Here is a 20,593-nt window from a genome sequence, read left to right as displayed (position 1 = left end):
TCCGGCGCGCAACTTGAGCAGTCGTCAGCGGTCCCGGTCCTTACTCGAGGGACACAGTTGCCAGCCGCGGGGTGGGTACATAACGCGGGATGATCTTGCATGCGTAATGAGCTGTTCGGAGTGTTCTCTCAACTCACACCGCGAAGGTTTGCCGCATGGCCACCGCTCTCCTACAGCGGGTGCCGCAGGTTCGAATCCCGCCGGGGGCACCAGGTCCGACCAGCAGCAAAACGCCCTTGACCAGCGGAAACGCCAGTCAGGGGCATTTGGATGCGTCCAGTGCTGTACGGCTGTAGCTGATCGTTAGCGCGTGGTCGTGCCAAATACCTCGGCCATCGACCGCGTCATCGCCCTGCTGGGCCGCGACCGGTTGCTGGCGGAGGTGACCGACGCCGAGATCGGCCAGGCGCTATTCAAGAAGGTAATCGAGCACACCATCACCTTCGCTCCGCACCTGCTCTGCTAGTCGATCGCCCATTGGAGTGGTAGCAAGCCAAACATCTGTTAGGCCAAGCTCCCAGTTCAGGCGCTCACACTCTGCCTGGAGTTTCCGAAACGCTTCGAGAGGATCGAGATCCCAAGCCTCGAATCCGGAATTACCTATACCGCCCGGAACGGCTAGCTCATTTACTATCAATGCCCTGACCGCTTCCATTGCGATACGTCTCGAATCAACGACGTTCAAGCCAGAGAGTCTCGCTGCCCTATTAATGACGTGACCGAGTATGATCCAGTCATCCAATCCCTCGTCGAGTACCTCTGCAATGAGCGCCCGAATATCGGCTTTCATTCTATTTGTACCTTTAGAATACTTCCGTCCGGCATTTTGATGTCGATTGTCGCCCGACCGGACTTCGAAGCTGTCCGCCATTGAAACTCGGTCCCGTCCGGCAGCTTATAACGCTCAGGAATCTTCGGACCGAAGCCTGGGAGCGATCCTCCTCCCCTTGGTCCACTTATTGAACAAGGCCCTAGGCTCAGCCTCAGAGCTCACCATTCCAACATGGCTCAGTCGACCACGCTCATCGCACTCCTTAATGCGAGTGCATTCGTAACTTTAGCGGGCGGACTGATCAACCTCGCCGCCGCGCTCAGTAGTGGAAAGTCAGGACACCCGTTGCAGGGAGGGCCGCAGCGACGCGTGCGCCGAGCACGGTGCTGCGAGCCTGCGTTCTTCGGCCAGATTGTGAGCCAGTTCCTCAAGGGTCCGCCCGCACCGGACGTTGGACAGGCCGCGCTCCTTGACTTGGTCCGACAGGAGGGTACGGCGCACGGCGTACCAGCCGCCGGCGACCGCATCGGAGATGATCCACTGCCTGCCGTACTCGTTCTTCAGGCTGTCCAGGCTCACGCTCATAGCGGCAACGCCGCCCGATGCTCCGACTCCCTCTCCAGCGCCACCCGAACTATCGCCGACAGCGGATGCCCCTCCCGCAACTCCGCGTAGCGGAAAGCGATCCGGCGAGCGGCCCGGCTGAGGTCCGCCACGGGATGCCAGGCGTAGACGGCACGCTTACGCCCTTCGTCCCACCCGGTACGCCACCAGAACCGCTCACCGTCGCACCACACCACCAGGCCCACCCAGACCGATACCAACGCCAGCTGGTAACCCTCGTGAACATCGGCAGAAATGCCCCGGTTTTCGAGCTCCACCCGGAGTCGTTCAGCCGCGGAATACGAATTCCGTCGGCCATCGAATTTCGTGACGCGGAGGGGAAGAGTGCCCATGGAAAAAAGCATCGCGGAGAGGGAACGTGCACTCCAGGGACAGCATGTGGCACTTACGAATAGAAGCAGATCCAACTATCACAACATGTGGCAGTTGAATCAGGACTCGACCCCGAGGAAGCTCGCGACCTCGGCGTACTCGGCTCTGAGCGCCCGCGCTCGGTCCTCGATGAGCTGGTCGGCCACCCGCCGGGCGAAAGGCTGGTATTTGAGCCAGTGCGGCACACGGGTTTTGAGATCGAGGAGGATTTCCCACGATTCGGCCGCATTCCGCTCGGAAGCATAAGCGCTGGCCACATCGAGGAGATATCTGTACCGCGTACTGCTCGACAGATCCCCCGTCGAACGGATTCCGTTATGGATTTCCAGAGCCCGCGTGCTGTTCCCCTGCACCACCGCATACTCGACGGCCTTGATCTGGATCAGCTCCGAGGAGAACCCGGCGAAGGTGGAGGCCCCCCGCGCCGCCCACAGCGGAGGAGCCTCAAGCGACTGCCCCTCGATGCGATGCGCCCCCGCACGGGCGAGCGTCAGCATGTCGTCGGCCTCATCACCCTGGTTGTTCCGTACGGCTGCGGCCGAGGCCCACAGCAGCATCCACCCCCAGGTGGCGAACTTCGCGGGGTCGTTCGTCGAGAAGCGCGGTTCGATGGCCTGGGCGGTCACCAGGGCTGCGCGCTGCGCGTCGTCGAGCCGCCCTTCCCGGAGAAAGAGCCAGCACTCGTTGAAGACGTGCCATGCGCCCAACAGCGGATCGTCGGCCCGTTCGGCCGCCGTGATCCCCTCCGTGATCGCCTGATAGGCGAGGTCGTACTGCTGGAGTTGAATCAACGCCTGCGCCGAGAACTGGAAGGTCTGCGAGAGCAGCGTCAGCGCGGCGCGCTCATCGTCCGCGCCCCGGGCATCCGCCACCAGCGTGCGCGCCTCCACGAGCAGCGCGGGGATCGTCTGCACCACGGCCCGGTAATCGTCGGCCCGATACAGGTTGTTCGCCGCAAGGAACGACTCCCGCACCGACCGGTACGAGACCGGCCCGTCGAGGTCGGGCATCTGGAGGCCCGCCAGACCACGCACCGGCTTGAGCGTACGACGTAGCGCGAGGAGGTCCGCGTGCACCGTCTCCTCCTGAGGCGAGACCGGTTCCGGGGAAGGCCGGAACAGATCCGAGGTCCGCACGTCGAGCGCTTCGGCCAGCTTGCGGAGCGTCGAGACACGCGCGCTCCTGCGGTCGCCCTGTTCGAGCTTGCGGATCGTGGACACACTCACGCCTGAGCGTTCCTCCAGCTCCTCCTGAGTGAGTGCCTTGCTCACCCGGATGCGCGCCAGGTTCTCGCCGAGGGCCGGTTCTCTCGACATGATCCAACACCTCAAGGGGACGACGTGAACCCAGGGTAACCCGCTGTTTGCAGCTTTCTCCGAAGATCTGACTCTCCTTGAGGAGCGGATCCTATTCAGATCACCTCGTCAGCAATGCCGCGCTCCCGAAACTGCCGCCGAACCCCGTCACCAGGGCCACCTCGCACTCCCCCGTCCGCAGCTCCCGCACGGCCTGGGCCACGTTGTTCAGACCGTGCACGTAGCCCTCCGAGAGCAGGCCGCCGTGCGGGTTGACCCACGCGTGGCGGCGCTCCAGCAGGTACGCCCCCAGGTCCGCGCGCTCGACCAGCCCGAAGTCCTCCAGCTGCCGGGGCACCAGCCAGGAGTAGGCGTCGTACGGCAACGCGACGTCCACGTCGGACGGCCGCATGCCGGACGCCTCCCAGAGCATGGGCGCCACGTACGCGGAGAAGATCGCGCTCACGTCGGGTGAGCGGTCCATGGAGGAGCAGCCGGGCCCTCCGGCCCGTACCACCGCCTGGACGCGCGGCCCGTCGAGCACGCCGCTGACGACGAGCGCGCAGGCCCCGTCGGTCTCCTGGCAGCAGTCGACGGTGCGCAGCGGGGTGCACACGTACGGCCTGGCGAGGTAGTCGGCGAGTTCCAGCGGCTCGCGGCGCAGCGCCCGCGGGTTGGACTTGGCGTTGTCTCTGGACTGGGCGACGACGGCGTGCAGGTGTTCCTCGGTCAGCCCCGTGTCGTGCAGGTAGCGGGTCGCGGCCAGGGCGAACAGCGGGATCGGGCCCGCCAGGCCGTACGTGAAACGTTCTTGGGGGCCGGTGGAGACGGTGTTCATGCGTTTGCCCGAGCGGCCGTTGAGCGCCCGGAATATCAAGATATTTCGGGCCAAGCCGGCGTGCACGAGCATCGCCGCGTCGCCCAGGATCGATGCCGCCTGCGTGCCGCCTCCGGCGATGTCGTTGTGCCAGCCAAGGCGCTCGATCCCCAGGGCCCTCGCGACCTGCACGACGGGCGCGGAGTCGTTCATGTGGTAGCTGAGCATCGTGTCCACATCGCGCGGGCCGATGCCGGCGTCGGCGCAGGCCGCCCGGCATGCCTCGACCGCGAGCTCCAGCTCCGTGCGCCCGGATTGCCTGCTCAGCGCCGTCATCCCGATCCCGGCCACGGCCGCCCGGCCGGCGAAGGGCTGCATGCCCGCCACGCTAACATAGCCAAGCGCTTGTTAGGTTGGCGGGCCAGGGTGACAATGTGTCTTCACGAGAACTGTCTGTGCTTGTAATACGGAGGTGCGATCTACCGATAGCCCATCACCATCACCCCGAGGTGAGCGATGGATTTACGCTACGTCAGATACGCCATGGCGATCGCACGAGCCGGCAGCCTGCGCCGGGCCGCCGCCGCGCTGCACATCGCCCAGCCCACGCTGTCCGAGCAACTGAAGGCGCTGGAGAAGGAGATCGGGGTCGAGCTGTTCAGCCGCTCGTCCAGCGGGGTGCAGCTCACCGAGGCGGGCGAGGCGTTCCTGGCCCAGGCCACCGTCGCGGTCGACGCCTTCGAGCGGGCCGTGGCCGCGGCGAGGAGCAAGGGCGCCACCTCGCGCCTGGGCGTGGCGGACGGGCTGGCCGATGTGGCCGCCCGGTTGCTCTCCCAGCTGCAGAACCTGCGGCTGCGGGTGGTCCCCATGGGCACGGCCGAGCAGATCGTCTCCATCGTGGACGGCACCCTGCAGGCCGGGCTGGGTTACGCGCCCGGCTCGCTGCCGAGGGGCGTGGCCAGGATGCTCATCCACCGGTTCCCTGTACGGGCACTGGTCCACCGCGATCATCCCTTGGCGGCCTCCGAGGCGGTCTCGCTGGCGGAGCTGACCGCGGAGCCGCTGGTCATGCCGGAGTCCGACGCGGTGGCGGGTGCCCGCCGCTTCCTGGAGGGCTTCGTCCGCCACCGGCTCCACCCCCGGCTCGGTCCGGCGGCGGCCACGCACGACCTGGCGATCACCATGGTGGAGCGGGGCGCGGGCTACACGCTCAGCGTGCACGAGGGCACGCCGGTGCCGGAGGCCCTGGCCTTCGTCCCGATCAAGGAAGACGTCCCTCCGATGGAGGTAGTCTTCCTCTGGAACCGCCAGGCCGACGTGCCGGAGCTGGTCAGCGCCGCCCGCCACGTCGTACGCTCTGGATAGCGCTATTATCTAGCGATGCGCATCTCCGAACTCAGCGCCCGGTCCGGGGTGGCCCTCCCCACGATCAAGTACTACCTGCGCGAGAACCTGCTGCACCAGGGCGAGCAGATAGCCGCGACCCGGGCCGAGTACGACGAGTCGCATCTCCGCAGGCTCCGCCTGATCCGGGCACTGCTGGAGGTGGGCAAGCTCCCGGTGGCCTCGATCAAGCAGATCATCGCCGCCGTCGACGACGAGTCGCTGCCCATGCACGAGATGCTCGGCACCGCGCACTACGCGCTCGGCCCCACCGTCGAGCCGGAGCCCGGCGAGGAATGGCAGGCCGCCCGCGCCCAGGTCGACCGCCTCGTCGCGGACCTGGGCTGGAGCGTGCACCCCGAGGCCCCGACCCGGGACGAGCTCGCCCAGACGCTGGTCAGGATGCGCCAGCTCGGCCTGCCCGTCGACCTGGGTCCGTATGTGGAGGCGGCGCAGAAGCTGGTGTCCGAGGTGGAGATGGACACCGTCCCGTTCCAGGGGCCGCGCGACGCCGCCGTGGAGGCCATGGTGCTGGGCTCGGTCCTGTACGGCAAGGCGTTCGACGCGCTGCGCCGCATGGCCCAGGAGTCGGAGTCCGCCCGCCGCCTCACCTGACGCCGACTTAAATGACGCCGTTCGCCCGGACGACCTGGACGGCGTGCACGGTGATCGCCCCGCGCCAGTCGAGCGACCCGGCAGGCGAGATGCGCGCGTAGTCCACGGTCCATCCGCCGTCGTCCTGCTGGCCGCCGGCCAGCCGCATGAGGTCGGCCGCGATCACCTCGGCATCGAACAGGTCGCGGACCGGCCGGCCGGGCAGCGGCGCGAAGTCCAGTGGCCGCAGCGCCTCGTCCGCGGTGCCGCCCTCGACCGGCACCCGCCCGTCGTCCGGGATGTAGGCGCCGAGCCGCTTGAGCAGGTCAGCGGCTCGCGGCTGGGTGTCGTACACGGCGTCGAGGAAATGTACGGCGAACGACAAGATGTACGCGTGCGGCCGCTCCCCCAGCTCCTGGATGGCGTCGAGGCAGTACCGCGTGGCCTTCTCCAGCCAGGGGTGCGCGGCGACGGCGGGATCGAAGGCGGCGACGCGGTGGGCGGCGGCCGCGGACACGGCGGTGATCTGCAGTGACGAGGCCGCCGTGTCGGCGCCGGCCCACCAGGGGGCGGTGCCGTGGGAGACGGTGACCGGCAGGGCGAACGGCAGGCCGCCGTCGGGCAGCGAGATCGCGTCCAGATAGCCGCACAGCTCGGCGGCCCGTGGGGACGTCTCCGGCGCGATGTCCTGGAACACCTCGAAGGCGTGCAGGGCCGCGCCTGGCTGGCTCTCCGGGGAACGCAGGTCGGACTCAAGGCCCCAGCCGTATCCCCCGTCGGGATTGCGGTAGGCCTCCAGGGCCGCCAGCACGCCTGCCGCGTCACCGTCGCCCATGATCAGGTCGTAGCGGCGGCGGTCGAGCACGCGGGCGTGGGTGGCCAGGAAGCCGGGGATCGCCGAAAGGTTCACGTTCATGGGGCCCATCGTGCCCGGGGCGCTCGCATGCAGTCTTGTAGGTTCCGGACATCCTGGCCCGGACATACTGACGGGGTGGACGACGGCATGGCCCGCACGAGATTCGCCCACGCACGCGTGGCCCGGCTCGGCACCACGGGCGGCGACGGGGCGCCGCACCTGGCGCCGATCGTGTTCGCCGTGGTCGCCGAGACGGTGGTCACCGCTGTCGACCACAAGCCCAAGACCACCGCGAACCTCCGCAGGCTTCGCAACATCCGGGAGAATCCCCAGGTCAGCCTGCTGGTCGATCACTATGATGACGATTGGGCGCAGTTGTGGTGGGTGCGGGCAGACGGCCTGGCCCGCATCGTGGAGGGCGGGACCGAGCGTGAGGCGGCACTCGACGCGCTGGCGCACAAATACCCCCAGTATCGCGAGCGCCGCCCCGCAGGCCCGGTGATCGTCGTGACCGTGACCCGCTGGACCGGGTGGTCGGCTATTCCCTGATCGTGACCGGCCGCTTCAGCAGCCAGAGCGCTGCGCGCTGGAGCAGCGTCCGGTGGACCTCGTTGTCGTACGACCTGGTGTCGTGGCCGAGCGCGTCGTAGAGCACCCGGCCCCGCCGGACCGGCCGGGCCCAGATCAGCGGCTGGCCGTTGGACGAGGCCAGCGGCTCCACGTCCGGCAGGATGTCGAGGTCGCTGTAGACCTCGTCCACCACGTCGAAGTCCCGCAGGCCGTCCACCACCGGGTGCTTGCCGTGCACGCGCACGCTCGTCCACCCCAGCGGTGGGTGGTGGGACTTGGGCCAGGTCCAGCAGCCGCCCAGCACCCGTGGCCAACCCTGCCAATCGTCGAAGCAGATCGACGCCGAGTGCATGCACAACAGGCCGCCGCCTCGGTCCAGGTGGTCGAGGAGTGTCGTGCGGGCCTCGGCCGGTACGCCGAAGCGCCACTCGGCACGCAGGTCGGCGAACCGGTCCTGGGTCATCTGCCAGCGCAGCGCGTTGACGGTGATGAGCTGGACCTCCGACGGTTCGCTGAGCGCGCCCGCGATGTCCTCGGTGATCTCGGACTCGACCCCCACCTCGGCGAGCACCTGCGCGAGTGCGTCCGATGTGGCGGCGAAGTCGTGGAACAGTCCTCCTGACAGGATCAGATTTCTCGCCACTTGCCCAGCTCATCATGGTTAACGCGGCATTTCCAGCCGTGAGCCTGTCCCAGAGGAGGCATGATTCCTGCCGTGGACTTCGAGGAGTACCGCCCGCTGTTGCTCGGGCTCGCCTACCGCCTGCTCGGCAGCATGTGGGACGCCGAAGACGTCGTTCAGGAGGCGTGGCTGCGCTGGGAGGGCACCGATCAGAGTCAGATCAGGGAGCCGCGGGCCTTCCTGGTGACGGTGGTTTCGCGGCTGGCGCTCGACCAGTTGCGCTCGGCCAGGGTGAAGCGGGAGGCGTACACCGGGCCCTGGTTGCCCGAGCCGGTGCTGACCGCGGAGGCGGGGCCGCTGGACACGGCCGAGCTGCGCGACACCGTCTCGTACGCGACCCTGCACCTGATGGAGCGGCTCGCGCCGCCGGAGCGGGCGGTGTTCGTGTTGCGGGAGGCGTTCGAGCTGCCGTACGAGCAGATCGCGGAGATCGTCGGCTCGTCGGTCGCCAACGCCAGGCAGATGCACCACCGGGCCGCCGTGCGGGTGACCGAGGGGCGCGACAAGTTCCAGCCGTCGTCGGAGGACCACGCCGAGCTGCTGCGGAAGTTCATGGACGCGGCGGCGGGCGGTGACCTGGACGCGCTCACCGAGCTGTTCCACGAGGACGTCGTGTCCTGGAACGACGGTGGCGGCAAGGTCAGGGCGGCGCTGCGGCCGATCGCCGGCAGGCAGAAGGTGCTGGCGTTCCTGGGCGGGCTGCTGTCGCGCTACGACTTCTCGGACACGCGGCTGCTGGACGTCAACGGCCAGCAGGCGATCTGGACGAATGTCGCGGGCGACCGGCAGCTCACCATGATCGCTGTCCACGAGGGCCGGATCAAGGAGATCTACGTGGTGCGGAACCCGGACAAGCTCGGCCACGTCCACCTCGCCTGAGCGCGGTCGCTCTATAGTCGCCCCTATGGATCTCGGCATCTCGGGCAAGGTCGCCCTCGTCACCGGAGGCAGCGCGGGCATCGGACTGGCCGCGGCCAAGAGTCTGGCGCGGGAAGGGTGCGATGTGTGCGTCACCGCCCGCAACCCGGAGCGGCTCGCGGACGCGGTGGTGGAACTGCAGGAGTTCGGCAAGGTCGTGCACGCGATCCTGGCGGACGTGGAGGATCCGGCCGCCGCGCGGCGGGTCGTCGAGGAGACGCGTGGCGTGCTCGGCCCGGTGGACATCCTCGTCGCCAACGCGGGCGGCCCGCCGGCCGGGCGTTTCGACGAGACGACCCTGGCCGACTGGGACGTCGCCGTGCAGCGCAACTTGCTCGGCACCGTACGGCTGATCCACGCGGTGCTGCCCGAGATGCGCTCACGTGGCTGGGGCCGGATCGTGACGATCACCAGCCGGTCGGCCCGCGAGGCGCTGGACGGCCTGGCGCTGTCCAACGCCACCCGCTCGGCCGTGGCCGGGGTCGTGCGCACCCTGGCCAGGGAGGTCGCCGGCGACGGCGTGCTGGTCAACAACGTGATGCCGGGGCCCATCGACACCGAGCGGCTGCGCGAGCTGTCCGGGGGCGAGGAGGTGCTGGCCGAGCGGGGCAAGGCGGTGCCGGTCGGCCGGATCGGGCGCGCGGAGGAGGTGGGGGACGTGGTGGCGTTCCTGGCCAGCGAGCGCGCCTCCTACGTGAACGGGATCTCGATGCTGGTGGACGGCGGCGAGAGCCGCGTCATCGCCTGACGAGGACGGCGACGACGCCGGCCGCCCAGGCCCGGGTGTCGTCGGGCAGGTCCACGAAGTGGGACAGGTTCGCCCGGTGGAAGCAGGCGCCCATCAGCAGGGCGGCGGCGGCCTGCGCGTCCATGTCCGCGTCGATCCTGCCGCCGCGCTGCTCGGCCTTGATGATCTCGGCCAGGGCCAGGACCGGCAGGTGCGGGCCCGCGCCCGTCTTGGCCAGCATGGCCCTGAAGCCCGCCATGAGCGGGGGATCGGCCAGCGCGCCCGAGGCGATGCTCGCCGCCTTGGTATAGAACTCCACGGCCGCGACCGCGAAGCCGGTGAGGCCGGCGGCCAGGTCGCCCTGGCCCACGCTGAGGCGCAGCCGGGTCAGGGCGTGGGCGAGCGAGGGCTGCCGCTCCAGGAGCACCGCGAGGAGCAGCGCCTCCTTGCCAGGGAAGTGCTTGTAGAGGAGGGCCTCGGAGCAGCCGGCCTGGCGCGCGATCCGCTTGGTCGTGGCGCCCATGATGCCGTGCTCGCGCAGGGCCTGCTCGGCGGCGTCGAGGATGCGGTCGCGGGTGCTCATCCGGTCATGATACGAGCGCGTACTCTCCCACTTGGCGACGCATGACATGCTTCCAAATAGGGACCACTGGGAGAAGGTAGGGGCATGGACAAGCCGGTCATCGTGACGGTGGACGACGACCCAGGCGTCTCGCGGGCGGTCGCCCGTGACCTGAGACGCCGCTATGGCCAGGAATACCGGATTGTTCGCGCTGAGACGGCCAGGGACGGCATCGAGGCGGTCAGGGAGATGCGGCTGCGCGGGGACGACGTGGCGGCCATCTTGGCCGACTACCGCATGCCGCAGATGAACGGGGTGCAGTTCCTCGAGGCCGCCATGGACATGTATCCGTACGCGCGACGCGTGCTGCTGACCGCCTACGCCGACACGGACGCGGCGATCCAGGCGATCAATGTGGTGGATTTGGACCATTATTTGCTGAAGCCGTGGGATCCGCCGGAGGAGAAGTTCTATCCGGTGATCGACGGGCAGCTGGACGCGTGGCTGCGTACCGATCGGATCGAGCGGTCGGAGCTGCGCGTGGTGGGCGACCGGTGGTCGGCGCGGTCCTACCAGGTGCGCGACTTCCTGGCGCGCAACCACGTGCCGTACCAGTGGATGTTGGCCGAGGACCCGGAGGGCGCGCAGCTGGTGAAGGCGGCGGGCGAAAACTGCCATCTGCCGCTGGTGGTGACGGCCGACGGCACCACGCTGGAGTCGCCCGACCAGGCCACGCTGGCCACGGCGGTGGGCCTGTCGACGACCCCGGCCACTGACTTCTACGACCTGATCGTGGTGGGCGGCGGCCCGGCCGGGCTTGGCGCGGCCGTCTACGGCGCCTCGGAGGGGCTCAACACCGTGCTGGTCGAGGCCTACTCGTCAGGCGGCCAGGCGGGGCAGAGCTCCAGGATCGAAAACTACCTGGGTTTCCCCGACGGGGTCTCCGGCCAGCAGCTGGCCGACCGGGCGCGCAGGCAGGCGCTGAAGTTCGGGGCCGAGCTGCTGACCGCGCGCAAGGTGACCAAGCTGGAGGCGCGCGGGCAGGCACGCGTGATCGGGTTCAAGGACGGCGGGGAGATCGCCGCGCATGCGGTGATCCTGGCGACCGGCGTCTCCTACCGCCGTCTGGAGGCGCCGGGGCTTGAGGAGTTCGTCGGGCGGGGCGTCTTCTACGGCGCGGCGCTGACCGAGGCGCCGGCGTGCAGGGACGCCGAGGTGCACATCGTCGGCGCGGCCAACTCGGCGGGGCAGGCGGCCGTCTACCTGGCGGGATTCGCGAGCAAGGTCCACTTGTTGGTGAGGAGTGATGGATTGGAGAAGTCCATGTCTCACTACCTCATCGAGCAGATCGCCGCGCTCCCCAACGTCGAGGTGCACCTCCAGACGGAGGTCGTCGGTGGTGGCGGCACGGGTCATCTGGAGCGGCTGACGCTGTCGACCAAGGGCGAGGAGCGTACGGTCGACGCCCAGTGGCTGTTCGTGTTCATCGGCGCGGAGCCGTACACCTCGTGGCTGGGCGAGACGATCGAGCGGGACGCGAAGGGGTTCGTCCTGACCGGGCCCGACCTGGTGCAGGGCGGGCAGCGGCCGCGAAACTGGCCGTTGCGGCGCGAGCCGTACTACCTGGAGACCAACGTGCCAGGGGTGCTGGCCGCGGGCGACGTCCGCGCGGAATCGATCAAGAGGGTGGCCTCCGCCGTCGGAGAAGGCGCGATGGCCGTCGCGCTGGTGCACCGTTACCTGGAGAAGCAATGACCACGAGCACCATCGACATCGACGAACTGCGCAAACTCTTCCTGTTCGAGCGGCTGACCGACGAGCAGCTCACCAAGCTGGCCAACAGCGGGCAGGTGAAGACGTTCGCGGCCGGTGAGGACATCGTCTGCCAGGGCGCGCCGGCCGAGTGCTTCGCGGTGCTGATCGAGGGCGAGGTGCAGATGCTCAACGAGACGGTGAGCGCCGGCACCGTCGCGATGCCTCGTTCGTCCCAGCCCGGCGTCTACGGCGGCGCCACCTCCGCCTACCTGGGCGACCGGGCGCCGCAGACCTACCAGCACACGCTGCGCGCGACCGCGCCGTCGCGGATCTTCCTGCTGCCGGCCAAGAAGTTCGCCTACATCGTGGCCGAATGGTTCCCGATGGCCATGCATCTGCTCGACGGCCTGCTGTCGGGCGGCCGCATGCAGCGGGAGATGATCGACCGGCGGCAGCGGCTGACCGCGCTCGGCACGATCACCGCGGGGCTCACCCACGAGTTGAACAACCCGGCCGCCGCCGCGGTGCGGGCGGTGGGCGAGCTGCGCACCCTGCTCAAGGACTCCCGCCTTCACCTCGCTCAGCTGGCCGAGGCCGGCATCCCGCCGGAGAAGCTGCGGGCGCTCATCGAGGCGCAGGAGGCGTGCACGAGCAAACTGGGCAACCTGCCGCCGCGCTCGCCGCTGGAGATCTCCGACGCCGAGGACGAGCTGGGCGAGGCGCTGGACGAGCTGGGCGTGCAGGACGCATGGGACCTAGCCCCTGCCCTGGTCAACACCGGCTTCTCCGACAAGGACCTGCAGAAGATCCGCACCAAGGTGGGCGAGCAACACGCTCCGGGCGCGGTGCGCTGGCTGGCCGAGGCGATCGAGATCTCGCAGATGCTGAGCGAGGTGACCGAGGCGACCGAGCGCATCACCTCACTGATCCGCTCGGCCAAGCAATACTCCCAGATGGACCGCGCCCCGTTCCAGGAACTGGACGTGCACGACCTGCTCGACAGCACGGTCGCGATCTTCCGTGGCAAGGTCCGGCCCGGCATCACCGTGGTCACCGACTACGACCGCACCTTGCCGCTCATCCCCTGCTACGGCGGCGAGCTCAACCAGGTCTGGACGAACCTCATCCACAACGCGCTCGACGCGATGGGTGAGTCGGGCACACTGACCATCCGCACGGCGCACGACGAGGACGAGGCGATCATCGAGATCGGCGACACCGGCCCCGGCGTCCCGGACGCCATCAAGGACCGGATCTTCGAGCCGTTCTTCACGACGAAGAACGTGGGCGAGGGCACGGGCCTCGGCCTCGACATCTCCTATCGGATCGTGGCGGGGCGGCACGGCGGCGAGATCAAGGTCCGCTCGGTGCCCGGCGACACCTGGTTCGAGGTACGCCTGCCGCTGAGGGAGGCCGTCCCGGCCGCCTGAGGCCCCGATGCCTTAAAAGCCGACTTGTCAGGAACGGTCATGAGCCCATGTAATGGATGACCATAATCCCGAAAGGAGGCGGGCCGGTGAGCACGTGGCGGCGGCTCGGCACGATCCTGGTCGTGCTCATCCCGCTCGGGGCGCCCGTTCCATAGGTCCCTTGGAAGGGATTCCCGTGTTGATCATCGACTGGACCCGGCGGGCCCTCCCGGCCATGCTCGACGACCTCAAGACCGTGGTGGAGCTGGAAACCCACAGCTTCGACAAGGCCATGCTGGTCAAGGGGCTGCGCTCGATCCGCGCCCGCGCCGTCGATCTGCTCGGGATGCCGGATGAGGAGGTCCTGCACGACTGCGGCCAGTACGGCGACGTCCTGGAGCTGACCTATCAGGGCACCGCGCCGGGGACCGTGCTCATGCTGAGCCACTACGACACGGTCTGGCCCACGGGAACGCTGGCGGGGTGGCCGTTCGCTGTGGTGGACGACAAGATCACAGGGCCCGGCGTGTTCGACATGAAGGCAGGGCTGGTGCAGTCGATCTGGGCCCTGCGCGGGCTGCGCGAGCTGGGGCTGCCGCATCCGAGCGTGCGGTTCCTGTTCAACGGGGACGAGGAGATCGGCAGCCCGGCCTCGCGCGAGCACATCGAGGCGGCCAGCGCGGATGTGCTCGCCAGCCTGGTGTTCGAGGCGTCGCTGAACGGGGCGCTCAAGACGGCCCGCAAAGGGGTGGGGCTGTTCAATGTGCGGGTGACCGGAGTGGAGGCGCATGCGGGGCTGGACCCGTACGCGGGGGCGAGCGCCATTCACGCGCTCGCCGAGATCGTCACCACTCTGGCCGGGGCCGCCTCCCGGGCCCGCGGCACCACCGTGAACGTCGGCCTGATCAGCGGCGGCACCGGGCGCAACGTGGCGGCCGGGCACGCCAGCTGCGGTGTGGACGTGCGGGTGACCGAACCATCGGAAATGGGACGGATCGACAACGTCTTCGCCGACCTGCGTGCCTCCGATCCGCGCGTCACGATCTCGGTGACCGGCGAATGGAACCGGCCGCCCATGATCCCGAACCCGGCCTCGCAGCGGCTGTTCAAGGAGGCGCAGGAGGTGGCGGCGGAGTTCGGATGGCTGCTGGACGAGGCGTCGGTGGGCGGCGCAAGCGACGGCAACTTCATCTCAGCGCTGGGCCGGCCGGTGCTGGACGGAATGGGCGCGGTGGGCGACGGGGCACACGCCCGCCACGAGCACGTACTGATCGACCAGATCCATGAACGTACGGCCCTGACGATCGGCCTCGTCACCGCCCTCGCTTAGCCCCTCCCCATCGGCGCCGCCGCCCTCCAAGTCCCCTCGCCCCGGCCCTGCCCTCGCAGCGGCGTTCGCCTGCCATCCGTCCTCGGCCTCGGATCGCGTCGGCTGTTCGCTGGGGCGTGGCGGCAAACCGGCGGCACCAAGGAACTGGGACTGACGAGCGGCGGGCCGGCGGGCGAGATGGATGCTCGACGTCAGCCATAGACGCGGTCGCGGGTCAGGTCGAGGGCCGTGAGGACGGCGCCCTGGAGGACGGCATTGCCCGTGACCGTGCTCACGCGAACCTCCGTCGGAGCCGGTGACCGCTCGCGCAGCCGCTCGGACACTGGCGACGATCACGTACCTGTCCGGCATGATCGCCCCGGCCGTGACGGGATGGCTCGCCGACACGCTCGGCTACCCCACGGCCTTCGCCCTGATCACCGGCGTGGTCGCACTCCTCATCCTGCTCGCCCCCGCCCTACGACGCCGCGCCAAGAACGTCCCCACCCCCGAGGAACGAGAGGACCCTGTCGAAAGCCCCCTCCCAGCGTGACGCTGCGCCGCACCCTTTACGACGCGTCACCCGGCTTCGGTGGTGCGCCCTGCGACCGCCTGGCCGAGAGCGGGCCCGGACCTTTCGTACGAGGTCCGAGCCGGCGCTTGCTACGCGTACCTGCCAGGTGTTCGTAGTACGAGTCGACGGCGGGCTGGCCTGTGTAGTTGGGTCCTGCCTGGTCGTCGGCGCCCAGAAAGCGATAGGGCAGGTCGACGGACGCGCGGCCGGAACGGCTGGTCCTCCTGTTACGGCCGTCGTACGCCAGACCCGCCGCCCGCAGCGCGGCCGTCAGGGACCGTCCGGCGGGGGCGCCGTCCTCGCGCCGGATGCTTCTGACGTCGAAGTTGGCGACTAAGAGGCCGTCGTCCGCGAGCCAGCCGGCCGCACTGGCGAGGAGGCCGAGCTTGTCTCCCACGTAGTGGACGCCGTGTACGCAGGTGATGAGGTCGAAGCGGGTGTCGGGACGCCAGGTGGCCACGGAGGCGGTGATGAGACGCAGGCGCGGAGGCGTGGGTGAGCAGTCGAAGAAGCCGACCAGGTCAACCCCGACGATCTCGACCTCGTCCCCGAGCAGGACTGCGGCCTCGCCGAGGGCGTTCGCCGATCCGCAGCACAGGTCCAGCCAGCGAGCGGGCCTGGACGGCACGGCGCGAAGGATCTTGACGATGTCGATCCCCAGCTCGCGATCGTAACTGCGGAGGCGGCGGTCCCTGTTCATGAGGGAGTTGGCGACAACCGGGGAGTTTTCGAGCTCGTCGTCCGTGATCAGAGACATGATCGTGTGCGTTCTACCGCTGTCCGGCCAGCCATTCCTCGAAAGTCGTCGGCGCGATGCGGGCATCCTTGCCGGGCAGCAGCACGTCACCCGCCACCTCCGGGCCGAGCGGTCCCGACCACGTCGGCACCAGCTTCACCATCCGGCCGCGTGCCTCGTTGGTGCGCCGGGCCATGTCGACCAAGTCCTGCGGCTCGGGCCCGGCCACGTCGATCAGGCGCCTCTGGGGCTCACCGGCAGCGACCTCGGCGAGGACGTCGGCCACATCCGCTGGCGCGATCGGCTGTACGAGCAGCGGCGGAACGGTGGCGACTCCGTCGTGCTCGGTCCAGCCCACCACCATCGCCGCGAAGTCGTGGAACTGCGTGGCCCGGACGATCGTCCACGGCACCGGGCCGACGGTCACCAGGCGTTCCTGCTCCCGCTTGCCGGCATAGTGCGCGTTGCCCTCAACACGATCGATCCCGACGATGGAAAGCAGTACGTGGTGGCGGACGCCGGCCCGCTGCTCGGCGACCAGCAGGTTGCCGGTCGCGGTTCCGAAGTACGCCACCGCCTCTGCCGGATCGGTCACCGGCGCGTTGGTGGCGTCCACGACCGCGTCGACGCCTGCAAGAGCGCCGTCGAGCCCGTCACCGGTCGACAGGTCCACACCGAGGGATCGGCTGATAGGTACGACGTCGTGCCCGTCCCGCTCAAGGGCGGCAACAGTGAGGGACCCGATGTTCCCGGTCGCACCTGCTACTGCGATCCGCATGATGGCGTTCCTTCCCGCTACAAGCCTTCGATATCTCGGACTAAATAGGTCCGAGATATCGACAATACACTAGAGACATGAAGTTGCCCGCGAGCACAGAATGGGTGCTGCACTGCGCCACGACACTGGCGCAGCTCGAGCCGGGAGCCACCACATCTGCGGCCCACCTCGCGGAGTATTACGACCTCGCGGCGCCCTATCTCGCCAAGCAGCTGCAGTCGCTCGTCAGAGCCGGCGTGCTGGCCGCCACAACAGGCCCGCGGGGCGGCTTCCGGCTCGCCCGCCCGGCTTCCGAGATCACGCTGCTGCACATCGTCGAGGCGGTCGACGGCACGTCCTCGCCGTACCAGTGCCGCGAGATCCGCCAGCAGGGCCGGGGAGCGTTGCGACCCGAGGATTGCCTGCGCACCTGCGTCCTCGCCGAGAAGATGGCCGAGGCATACGACGCGTGGCGGCGCAGCCTCGCCGCGGTCTCGCTCGCCGACATCCTCGCCTCGCTGCCCGCATCGGCGCCGGCCCGCACCCGGTCACGCCTAGAGAGCCTGCGCTAGCGGCGCCACGCGTGCGTCAACAGCCGCAACTCACTTCATGGCCTGGCCTGGTGGGGTGTTCACGCGTTCGGCCTTGAGGCCCTCTGATGACTGGCCGACTTGCCCTGGCGGTTCTCGGGTCTGGCCGGGTGGCGTGTGCTGACGACTCGCCACTTCCGGAGACGCGCTCGGCGATGCCTGTTGGGTTGCGCTCGTGGTGGGCTGGGTGGTGGGTTTCGTCGACTCGGGGATCTCAGATGGTACGGCCGCGGACACCGGCTTGTGCCGGAGAGGCGTTGTCCGGACGGTGACGGGTTGTGGCGTGGTCCGCTGCCGGCGTGCCGTAGGGGTTGGGCGGGGGGCACTCGTCGGGGTAACCGCGTCGACAGGGTTCTGGCTCGGTGTCGGTCTGGCCGGGGCGGCGGTGGGGCGGACGGCGATCGCGGCCAAGGGCGGCGCCGTGGTGTTGCCTTCGGGGGTCGGCAAGGGGTCGAGGGTGGGGGAACTGGCAGGGATGCCGATAAAGAGGGCGGCGAGGACGAGGTGGAGGAGGCCCGCCAGGAGCGTAGCGATCCGTATCGTCTGTCCGCGTCTGTGCCGTTGCACCGTGGTCGCTTGGTGAGGGTGGGTCGTCACCGGGTGAGCGTTCCGGCCGCTGGCATGAGGGCGTCCTCCTGGGGTGCGAAGCGGGCAAACCGTTTAGATCTAGACATGGATGGCGGCGAGGGTCAAGAGGACTGAGACGTGGCCGCTGCCCGATTCAGACAATTCCGCACGTCATGGGCTTCAGATCAGGTCTTGCCGCAGTGTGGCCGTTTCTGTGAGTTTGCTGGGAATGCGGTACGCCACACACGTGGTCCTGGAGAAGTGACCTGCCCTGTTTACCGACAGTGACCTTGACGGTCTGTCGGGGAGATCGTCGCCTCTGGGTGGATCTCCGCAGTTTGGACTCCCAATCATGCCGATTCGCGGATGTGTTCGGAAGGTTGGACAGTCACCCTGCGTGATTATTGACCGGATATGCAGATTTGTGACGTAATTCGGGTGTTTTGCCCCAAGGGATCTTTACATCCTCCTTATCCCCTGCAGATGGAGTGTGCCCGTGTCGCAGTTACCCCCACACGCCCGCCATCCCGATCCCGACGTCACACACGGTTACGCCGATCCGTTACCCTGATCACCACCCTCGCCCTGGTGCTGTCGCTGGCCCCGGCGCCGCCCGCCGCGGCGCAGACCGGCCCGGCCGAACCCGGCCCGATCTCCCGCGCCGCGAGCTGGCTGACCGCCCAAGTGGCCGGCTGGTTCGCCACCGAGCCGGAGGGCAAGACGCCCGCCAGCGCCGGCAAGGTCACCTTGCCGGGCCGCGACACCCGCCCGGCCGCAGCGTGGCAGGCGGCCCCGCCGGGCAAACGGGTCAAGGAGATGGCCGGTAAGCGGTGGCGGTACGGCACCGTGTACGAGCTGGAGGACGGCCGCTCACAGGCGGAGATCTCCACCCGGCCGCTGCACTACCAAGACTCCTCGGGCGCCTGGCGAAAAATCGACACCACCGTCGGCGCGGCGTCGGAGGACGGGTTCGTCCACGGCAACGACAAGACCGGATTCGAGGCCCGGTTCGGCGACAAGAGCGACAAGCTGCTCCGGATCGGTGCCGGCAAGCGGCAGGTCACGCTCGGCTTGCCCGGCGAGGCCCGGCAGATCGTCCCGACGGTGGAGGGCTCGACGGTCACCTACCCGGGCGTGTGGGACGGCGCCGACCTGGTCTACACCGTCACCGCCTCGGGCGTGACCGAGCACCTGCGGCTCACGAAAGCGCCCGCGGCGGGGACGGTGTTCGCGTTCACCGTCAAGACCGGCGGCGGCCTGCAGGCACGGCAGAACACCGACGGCTCGATCGTCTTCACGGGCGAGGACGGCGATCGGGCGTTCACCATCCCCCGCCCGTTCATGATCGACGCGCAGTCGGACGAGGCCTCGCCGTTCGGCAAGCGCACCGGCGCCATCAGCCAGGAACTGAGCCCGGGTCAGGGCGGTGAGGCGACGATCACGCTGAAGCCGGACGCGGCGTGGCTGGCCGCGCCGGAGCGGGCGTGGCCGGTGCTGATCGACCCCACCCTCAAGATCAACGACTGGGCGATCGACGTTTACGACAGCTACGTCAGCCAGGCCGCGGCCACCACCAACTATGCCGACTCCTGGAAGCTGCCGGTGGGCAAGACCTCTGCCGGGTTGAACCGGGCGCTGCTGTTCTTCGGCGCGCCTCCCGCGGACGTGCTGCCGATCGCCACCCAGATCGACCAGGCCAAGCTGGAGGTGTACTTCGACCAATCGCTCGGTGAGAGCGCGGCGGTGACGCTGGCCGCCCACGAGATCACCGACGATTCCTGGACCTGGGACCCCCTCGGCACCACGTGGAACAACCAGCCGTCATTCGCCTCGACCGCCGCCTCGACGGTGACCCGCAACGTGGGCGAGTTGTCGCGCTGGCATGCCTTCGATGTGACCGCGATGGTCAACGGCTGGTATTCCAGCGTGGCGGCGCCGATGGCCGGCATCTTGCTTAAGGCCGCCAACGAGGCCAGGACCGCCCCGGTGGGCGGGGTGGCCTATCACGCGATGGACGACTTCGGCGCGGTCGACCCGCTGACCGTGGACCCGGTCGCGCACCCGCGTCTGCTGGTGACGTTCGGCAAGCCGTCGGTGAGCCTGGAGCAGCCGACGTTGGCCACTTCGGTGGGCGCGTCGCTGTCGTGGAGTGCGTACGCCGACCCCACCCCCGGCGACGATTCCGACAACCTGGTGGAGTACCGGCTGCGCAGGACGTGCCCGTCGGGCTGCCAGATCACCTCCAACACCACCGGTGGCGGCGTGGACGACCTGGTCGCCACCCTGCAGCCGGACGTGACCTCCTACACCGATACCAGCAGTGGCGCCGACCCGGACGCCGCGGCCGACCCCGCCTACACCCACCGGGCGGACTACTGGGTGGAGGCGGTGCTGAACAACGGCCAGGTGGTGCCGTCGCAGCATGTGCGGGTGTTCCTGCCCAAGCCCGGCTACGTCACCAAGACCCTCTACGGCAGCGCCGACACCACCCTGTCGTCCGGGGAGCCGTCGGCCGGCCACGATGTGGTGGGCGGGCAGAAGCGGTTGCAGGTCGGCAACACCGCCAGCACGCTGGCCAACACCCGCGCCGTGGTGAGGTTCGGCGACTACACCGAGCAGATCCCGGCCGGCGCGCAGATTGCCGACGCGCGGTTGTCGCTGTGGCAGGCCACCGCCACCGGCACCGGCGCCTCCTTCACCGCCCACAAGCTCACCAATGCCTCC

Annotated in this window: 21 protein-coding genes; 12 read left to right on the top strand and 9 right to left on the bottom strand. The window is 68.9% G+C overall.

Annotation, left to right across the window (positions count from 1 at the left end; genetic code table 11):
- Nucleotides 1-310: 310 nt before the first annotated feature.
- Complete coding sequence (locus ACTWQA_RS51760; RefSeq protein ID WP_443166188.1) at nucleotides 311-466, top strand: hypothetical protein; 156 nt, start codon at nucleotides 311-313, stop codon at nucleotides 464-466.
- A gap of 639 nt (nucleotides 467-1,105) precedes the next feature.
- Here the strand turns inward: ACTWQA_RS51760 and ACTWQA_RS51755 are convergent.
- The 4 genes from ACTWQA_RS51755 to ACTWQA_RS51740 all read right to left on the bottom strand — a co-directional run bounded on the left by ACTWQA_RS51755 (nucleotide 1,106) and on the right by ACTWQA_RS51740 (nucleotide 4,258).
- Nucleotides 1,106-1,357, bottom strand: coding sequence for a hypothetical protein (locus ACTWQA_RS51755; RefSeq protein ID WP_443166187.1), 252 nt, complete (start codon nucleotides 1,355-1,357; stop codon nucleotides 1,106-1,108).
- Nucleotides 1,354-1,653, bottom strand: coding sequence for a hypothetical protein (locus ACTWQA_RS51750; protein WP_443166186.1), 300 nt, complete (start codon nucleotides 1,651-1,653; stop codon nucleotides 1,354-1,356). Before ACTWQA_RS51750 ends, ACTWQA_RS51755 begins: the two co-directional genes overlap by 4 nt.
- Before the next feature lie 174 nt (nucleotides 1,654-1,827).
- Entirely contained in the window at nucleotides 1,828-3,084 is a 1,257-nt protein-coding gene (locus ACTWQA_RS51745) for a helix-turn-helix domain-containing protein (protein WP_443166185.1), read from the bottom strand.
- A gap of 100 nt (nucleotides 3,085-3,184) precedes the next feature.
- Nucleotides 3,185-4,258, bottom strand: a complete 1,074-nt coding sequence (locus tag ACTWQA_RS51740) for a thiolase C-terminal domain-containing protein (RefSeq protein WP_443166184.1) — start codon at nucleotides 4,256-4,258, stop codon at nucleotides 3,185-3,187.
- A 138-nt stretch (nucleotides 4,259-4,396) separates the two neighbouring features.
- Here ACTWQA_RS51740 and ACTWQA_RS51735 point away from each other — a divergent pair, with 138 nt between their 5' ends.
- Both ACTWQA_RS51735 and ACTWQA_RS51730 read left to right on the top strand, forming a co-directional pair.
- A complete protein-coding gene (locus ACTWQA_RS51735; protein ID WP_443166183.1) occupies nucleotides 4,397-5,245 on the top strand; it encodes a LysR family transcriptional regulator in 849 nt (282 codons plus the stop codon).
- A gap of 15 nt (nucleotides 5,246-5,260) precedes the next feature.
- Complete coding sequence (locus ACTWQA_RS51730; RefSeq protein ID WP_443166182.1) at nucleotides 5,261-5,878, top strand: MerR family transcriptional regulator; 618 nt, start codon at nucleotides 5,261-5,263, stop codon at nucleotides 5,876-5,878.
- A 7-nt stretch (nucleotides 5,879-5,885) separates the two neighbouring features.
- Here ACTWQA_RS51730 and ACTWQA_RS51725 read toward each other — a convergent pair whose 3' ends face one another.
- Entirely contained in the window at nucleotides 5,886-6,773 is an 888-nt protein-coding gene (locus ACTWQA_RS51725) for a hypothetical protein (RefSeq protein WP_443166181.1), read from the bottom strand.
- A gap of 75 nt (nucleotides 6,774-6,848) precedes the next feature.
- Here ACTWQA_RS51725 and ACTWQA_RS51720 point away from each other — a divergent pair, with 75 nt between their 5' ends.
- Entirely contained in the window at nucleotides 6,849-7,262 is a 414-nt protein-coding gene (locus ACTWQA_RS51720) for a TIGR03668 family PPOX class F420-dependent oxidoreductase (RefSeq protein ID WP_443166180.1), read from the top strand.
- Here ACTWQA_RS51720 and ACTWQA_RS51715 read toward each other — a convergent pair.
- Nucleotides 7,252-7,926 (bottom strand): ThuA domain-containing protein, encoded by a 675-nt coding sequence (locus ACTWQA_RS51715; RefSeq protein WP_443166179.1) that lies wholly within the window; start codon nucleotides 7,924-7,926, stop codon nucleotides 7,252-7,254. The two genes, ACTWQA_RS51720 and ACTWQA_RS51715, sit on opposite strands and share 11 nt — an antisense overlap.
- 60 nt (nucleotides 7,927-7,986) lie before the next feature.
- Between ACTWQA_RS51715 and ACTWQA_RS51710 the strand changes: the two genes are divergently transcribed.
- Both ACTWQA_RS51710 and ACTWQA_RS51705 read left to right on the top strand, forming a co-directional pair.
- Nucleotides 7,987-8,844 (top strand): RNA polymerase sigma-70 factor, encoded by an 858-nt coding sequence (locus ACTWQA_RS51710; protein ID WP_443166178.1) that lies wholly within the window; start codon nucleotides 7,987-7,989, stop codon nucleotides 8,842-8,844.
- A 25-nt stretch (nucleotides 8,845-8,869) separates the two neighbouring features.
- Nucleotides 8,870-9,631 (top strand): SDR family oxidoreductase, encoded by a 762-nt coding sequence (locus ACTWQA_RS51705; RefSeq protein WP_327584601.1) that lies wholly within the window; start codon nucleotides 8,870-8,872, stop codon nucleotides 9,629-9,631.
- Here the strand turns inward: ACTWQA_RS51705 and ACTWQA_RS51700 are convergent.
- The gene (locus tag ACTWQA_RS51700) at nucleotides 9,621-10,193 is read right to left on the bottom strand and encodes a TetR/AcrR family transcriptional regulator (protein ID WP_443166177.1); all 573 of its coding nucleotides are present in this window, start codon (nucleotides 10,191-10,193) and stop codon (nucleotides 9,621-9,623) included. The genes ACTWQA_RS51705 and ACTWQA_RS51700 overlap by 11 nt on opposite strands.
- Before the next feature lie 84 nt (nucleotides 10,194-10,277).
- On the opposite strand from ACTWQA_RS51700, the gene ACTWQA_RS51695 reads away from it, so the two are divergent.
- The 4 genes from ACTWQA_RS51695 to ACTWQA_RS51680 all read left to right on the top strand — a co-directional run bounded on the left by ACTWQA_RS51695 (nucleotide 10,278) and on the right by ACTWQA_RS51680 (nucleotide 15,198).
- A complete protein-coding gene (locus ACTWQA_RS51695; protein WP_305923093.1) occupies nucleotides 10,278-11,927 on the top strand; it encodes an FAD-dependent oxidoreductase in 1,650 nt (549 codons plus the stop codon).
- A complete protein-coding gene (locus ACTWQA_RS51690) occupies nucleotides 11,924-13,357 on the top strand; it encodes an ATP-binding protein (protein ID WP_443166176.1) in 1,434 nt (477 codons plus the stop codon). Before ACTWQA_RS51695 ends, ACTWQA_RS51690 begins: the two co-directional genes overlap by 4 nt.
- Nucleotides 13,358-13,517: 160 nt before the next feature.
- On the top strand, nucleotides 13,518-14,666 hold the full coding sequence (locus tag ACTWQA_RS51685) for a M20 family metallopeptidase (RefSeq protein WP_443166175.1): 1,149 nt from the start codon (nucleotides 13,518-13,520) through the stop codon (nucleotides 14,664-14,666).
- Nucleotides 14,667-14,961: 295 nt separating this feature from the next.
- Nucleotides 14,962-15,198 (top strand): hypothetical protein, encoded by a 237-nt coding sequence (locus tag ACTWQA_RS51680; protein ID WP_443166174.1) that lies wholly within the window; start codon nucleotides 14,962-14,964, stop codon nucleotides 15,196-15,198.
- Between the two features lie 16 nt (nucleotides 15,199-15,214).
- On the opposite strand, the gene ACTWQA_RS51675 is transcribed toward ACTWQA_RS51680, so the two are convergent.
- Together ACTWQA_RS51675 and ACTWQA_RS51670 are read right to left on the bottom strand one after the other, a co-directional pair.
- The gene (locus ACTWQA_RS51675) at nucleotides 15,215-15,976 is read right to left on the bottom strand and encodes a class I SAM-dependent methyltransferase (protein ID WP_443166173.1); all 762 of its coding nucleotides are present in this window, start codon (nucleotides 15,974-15,976) and stop codon (nucleotides 15,215-15,217) included.
- Between the two features lie 13 nt (nucleotides 15,977-15,989).
- On the bottom strand, nucleotides 15,990-16,733 hold the full coding sequence (locus ACTWQA_RS51670; RefSeq protein ID WP_443166172.1) for an SDR family oxidoreductase: 744 nt from the start codon (nucleotides 16,731-16,733) through the stop codon (nucleotides 15,990-15,992).
- A 77-nt stretch (nucleotides 16,734-16,810) separates the two neighbouring features.
- On the opposite strand from ACTWQA_RS51670, the gene ACTWQA_RS51665 reads away from it, so the two are divergent.
- Nucleotides 16,811-17,284 carry an RrF2 family transcriptional regulator gene (locus ACTWQA_RS51665; RefSeq protein ID WP_443166171.1) on the top strand — a complete coding sequence of 158 codons (474 nt, stop codon included), beginning with the start codon at nucleotides 16,811-16,813 and terminating at the stop codon, nucleotides 17,282-17,284.
- A gap of 1,173 nt (nucleotides 17,285-18,457) precedes the next feature.
- A partial coding sequence (locus tag ACTWQA_RS51660) for a DNRLRE domain-containing protein (protein WP_443166170.1) occupies nucleotides 18,458-20,593 on the top strand: 2,136 nt, incomplete at its 3' end.

Source organism: Nonomuraea sp. 10N515B (assembly GCF_052245915.1).
Taxonomy (GTDB): Bacteria; Actinomycetota; Actinomycetes; order Streptosporangiales; family Streptosporangiaceae; genus Nonomuraea.
Note: the sequence above shows the minus strand (reverse complement) of the source record. Positions and strands in the feature narration are given on the sequence as shown.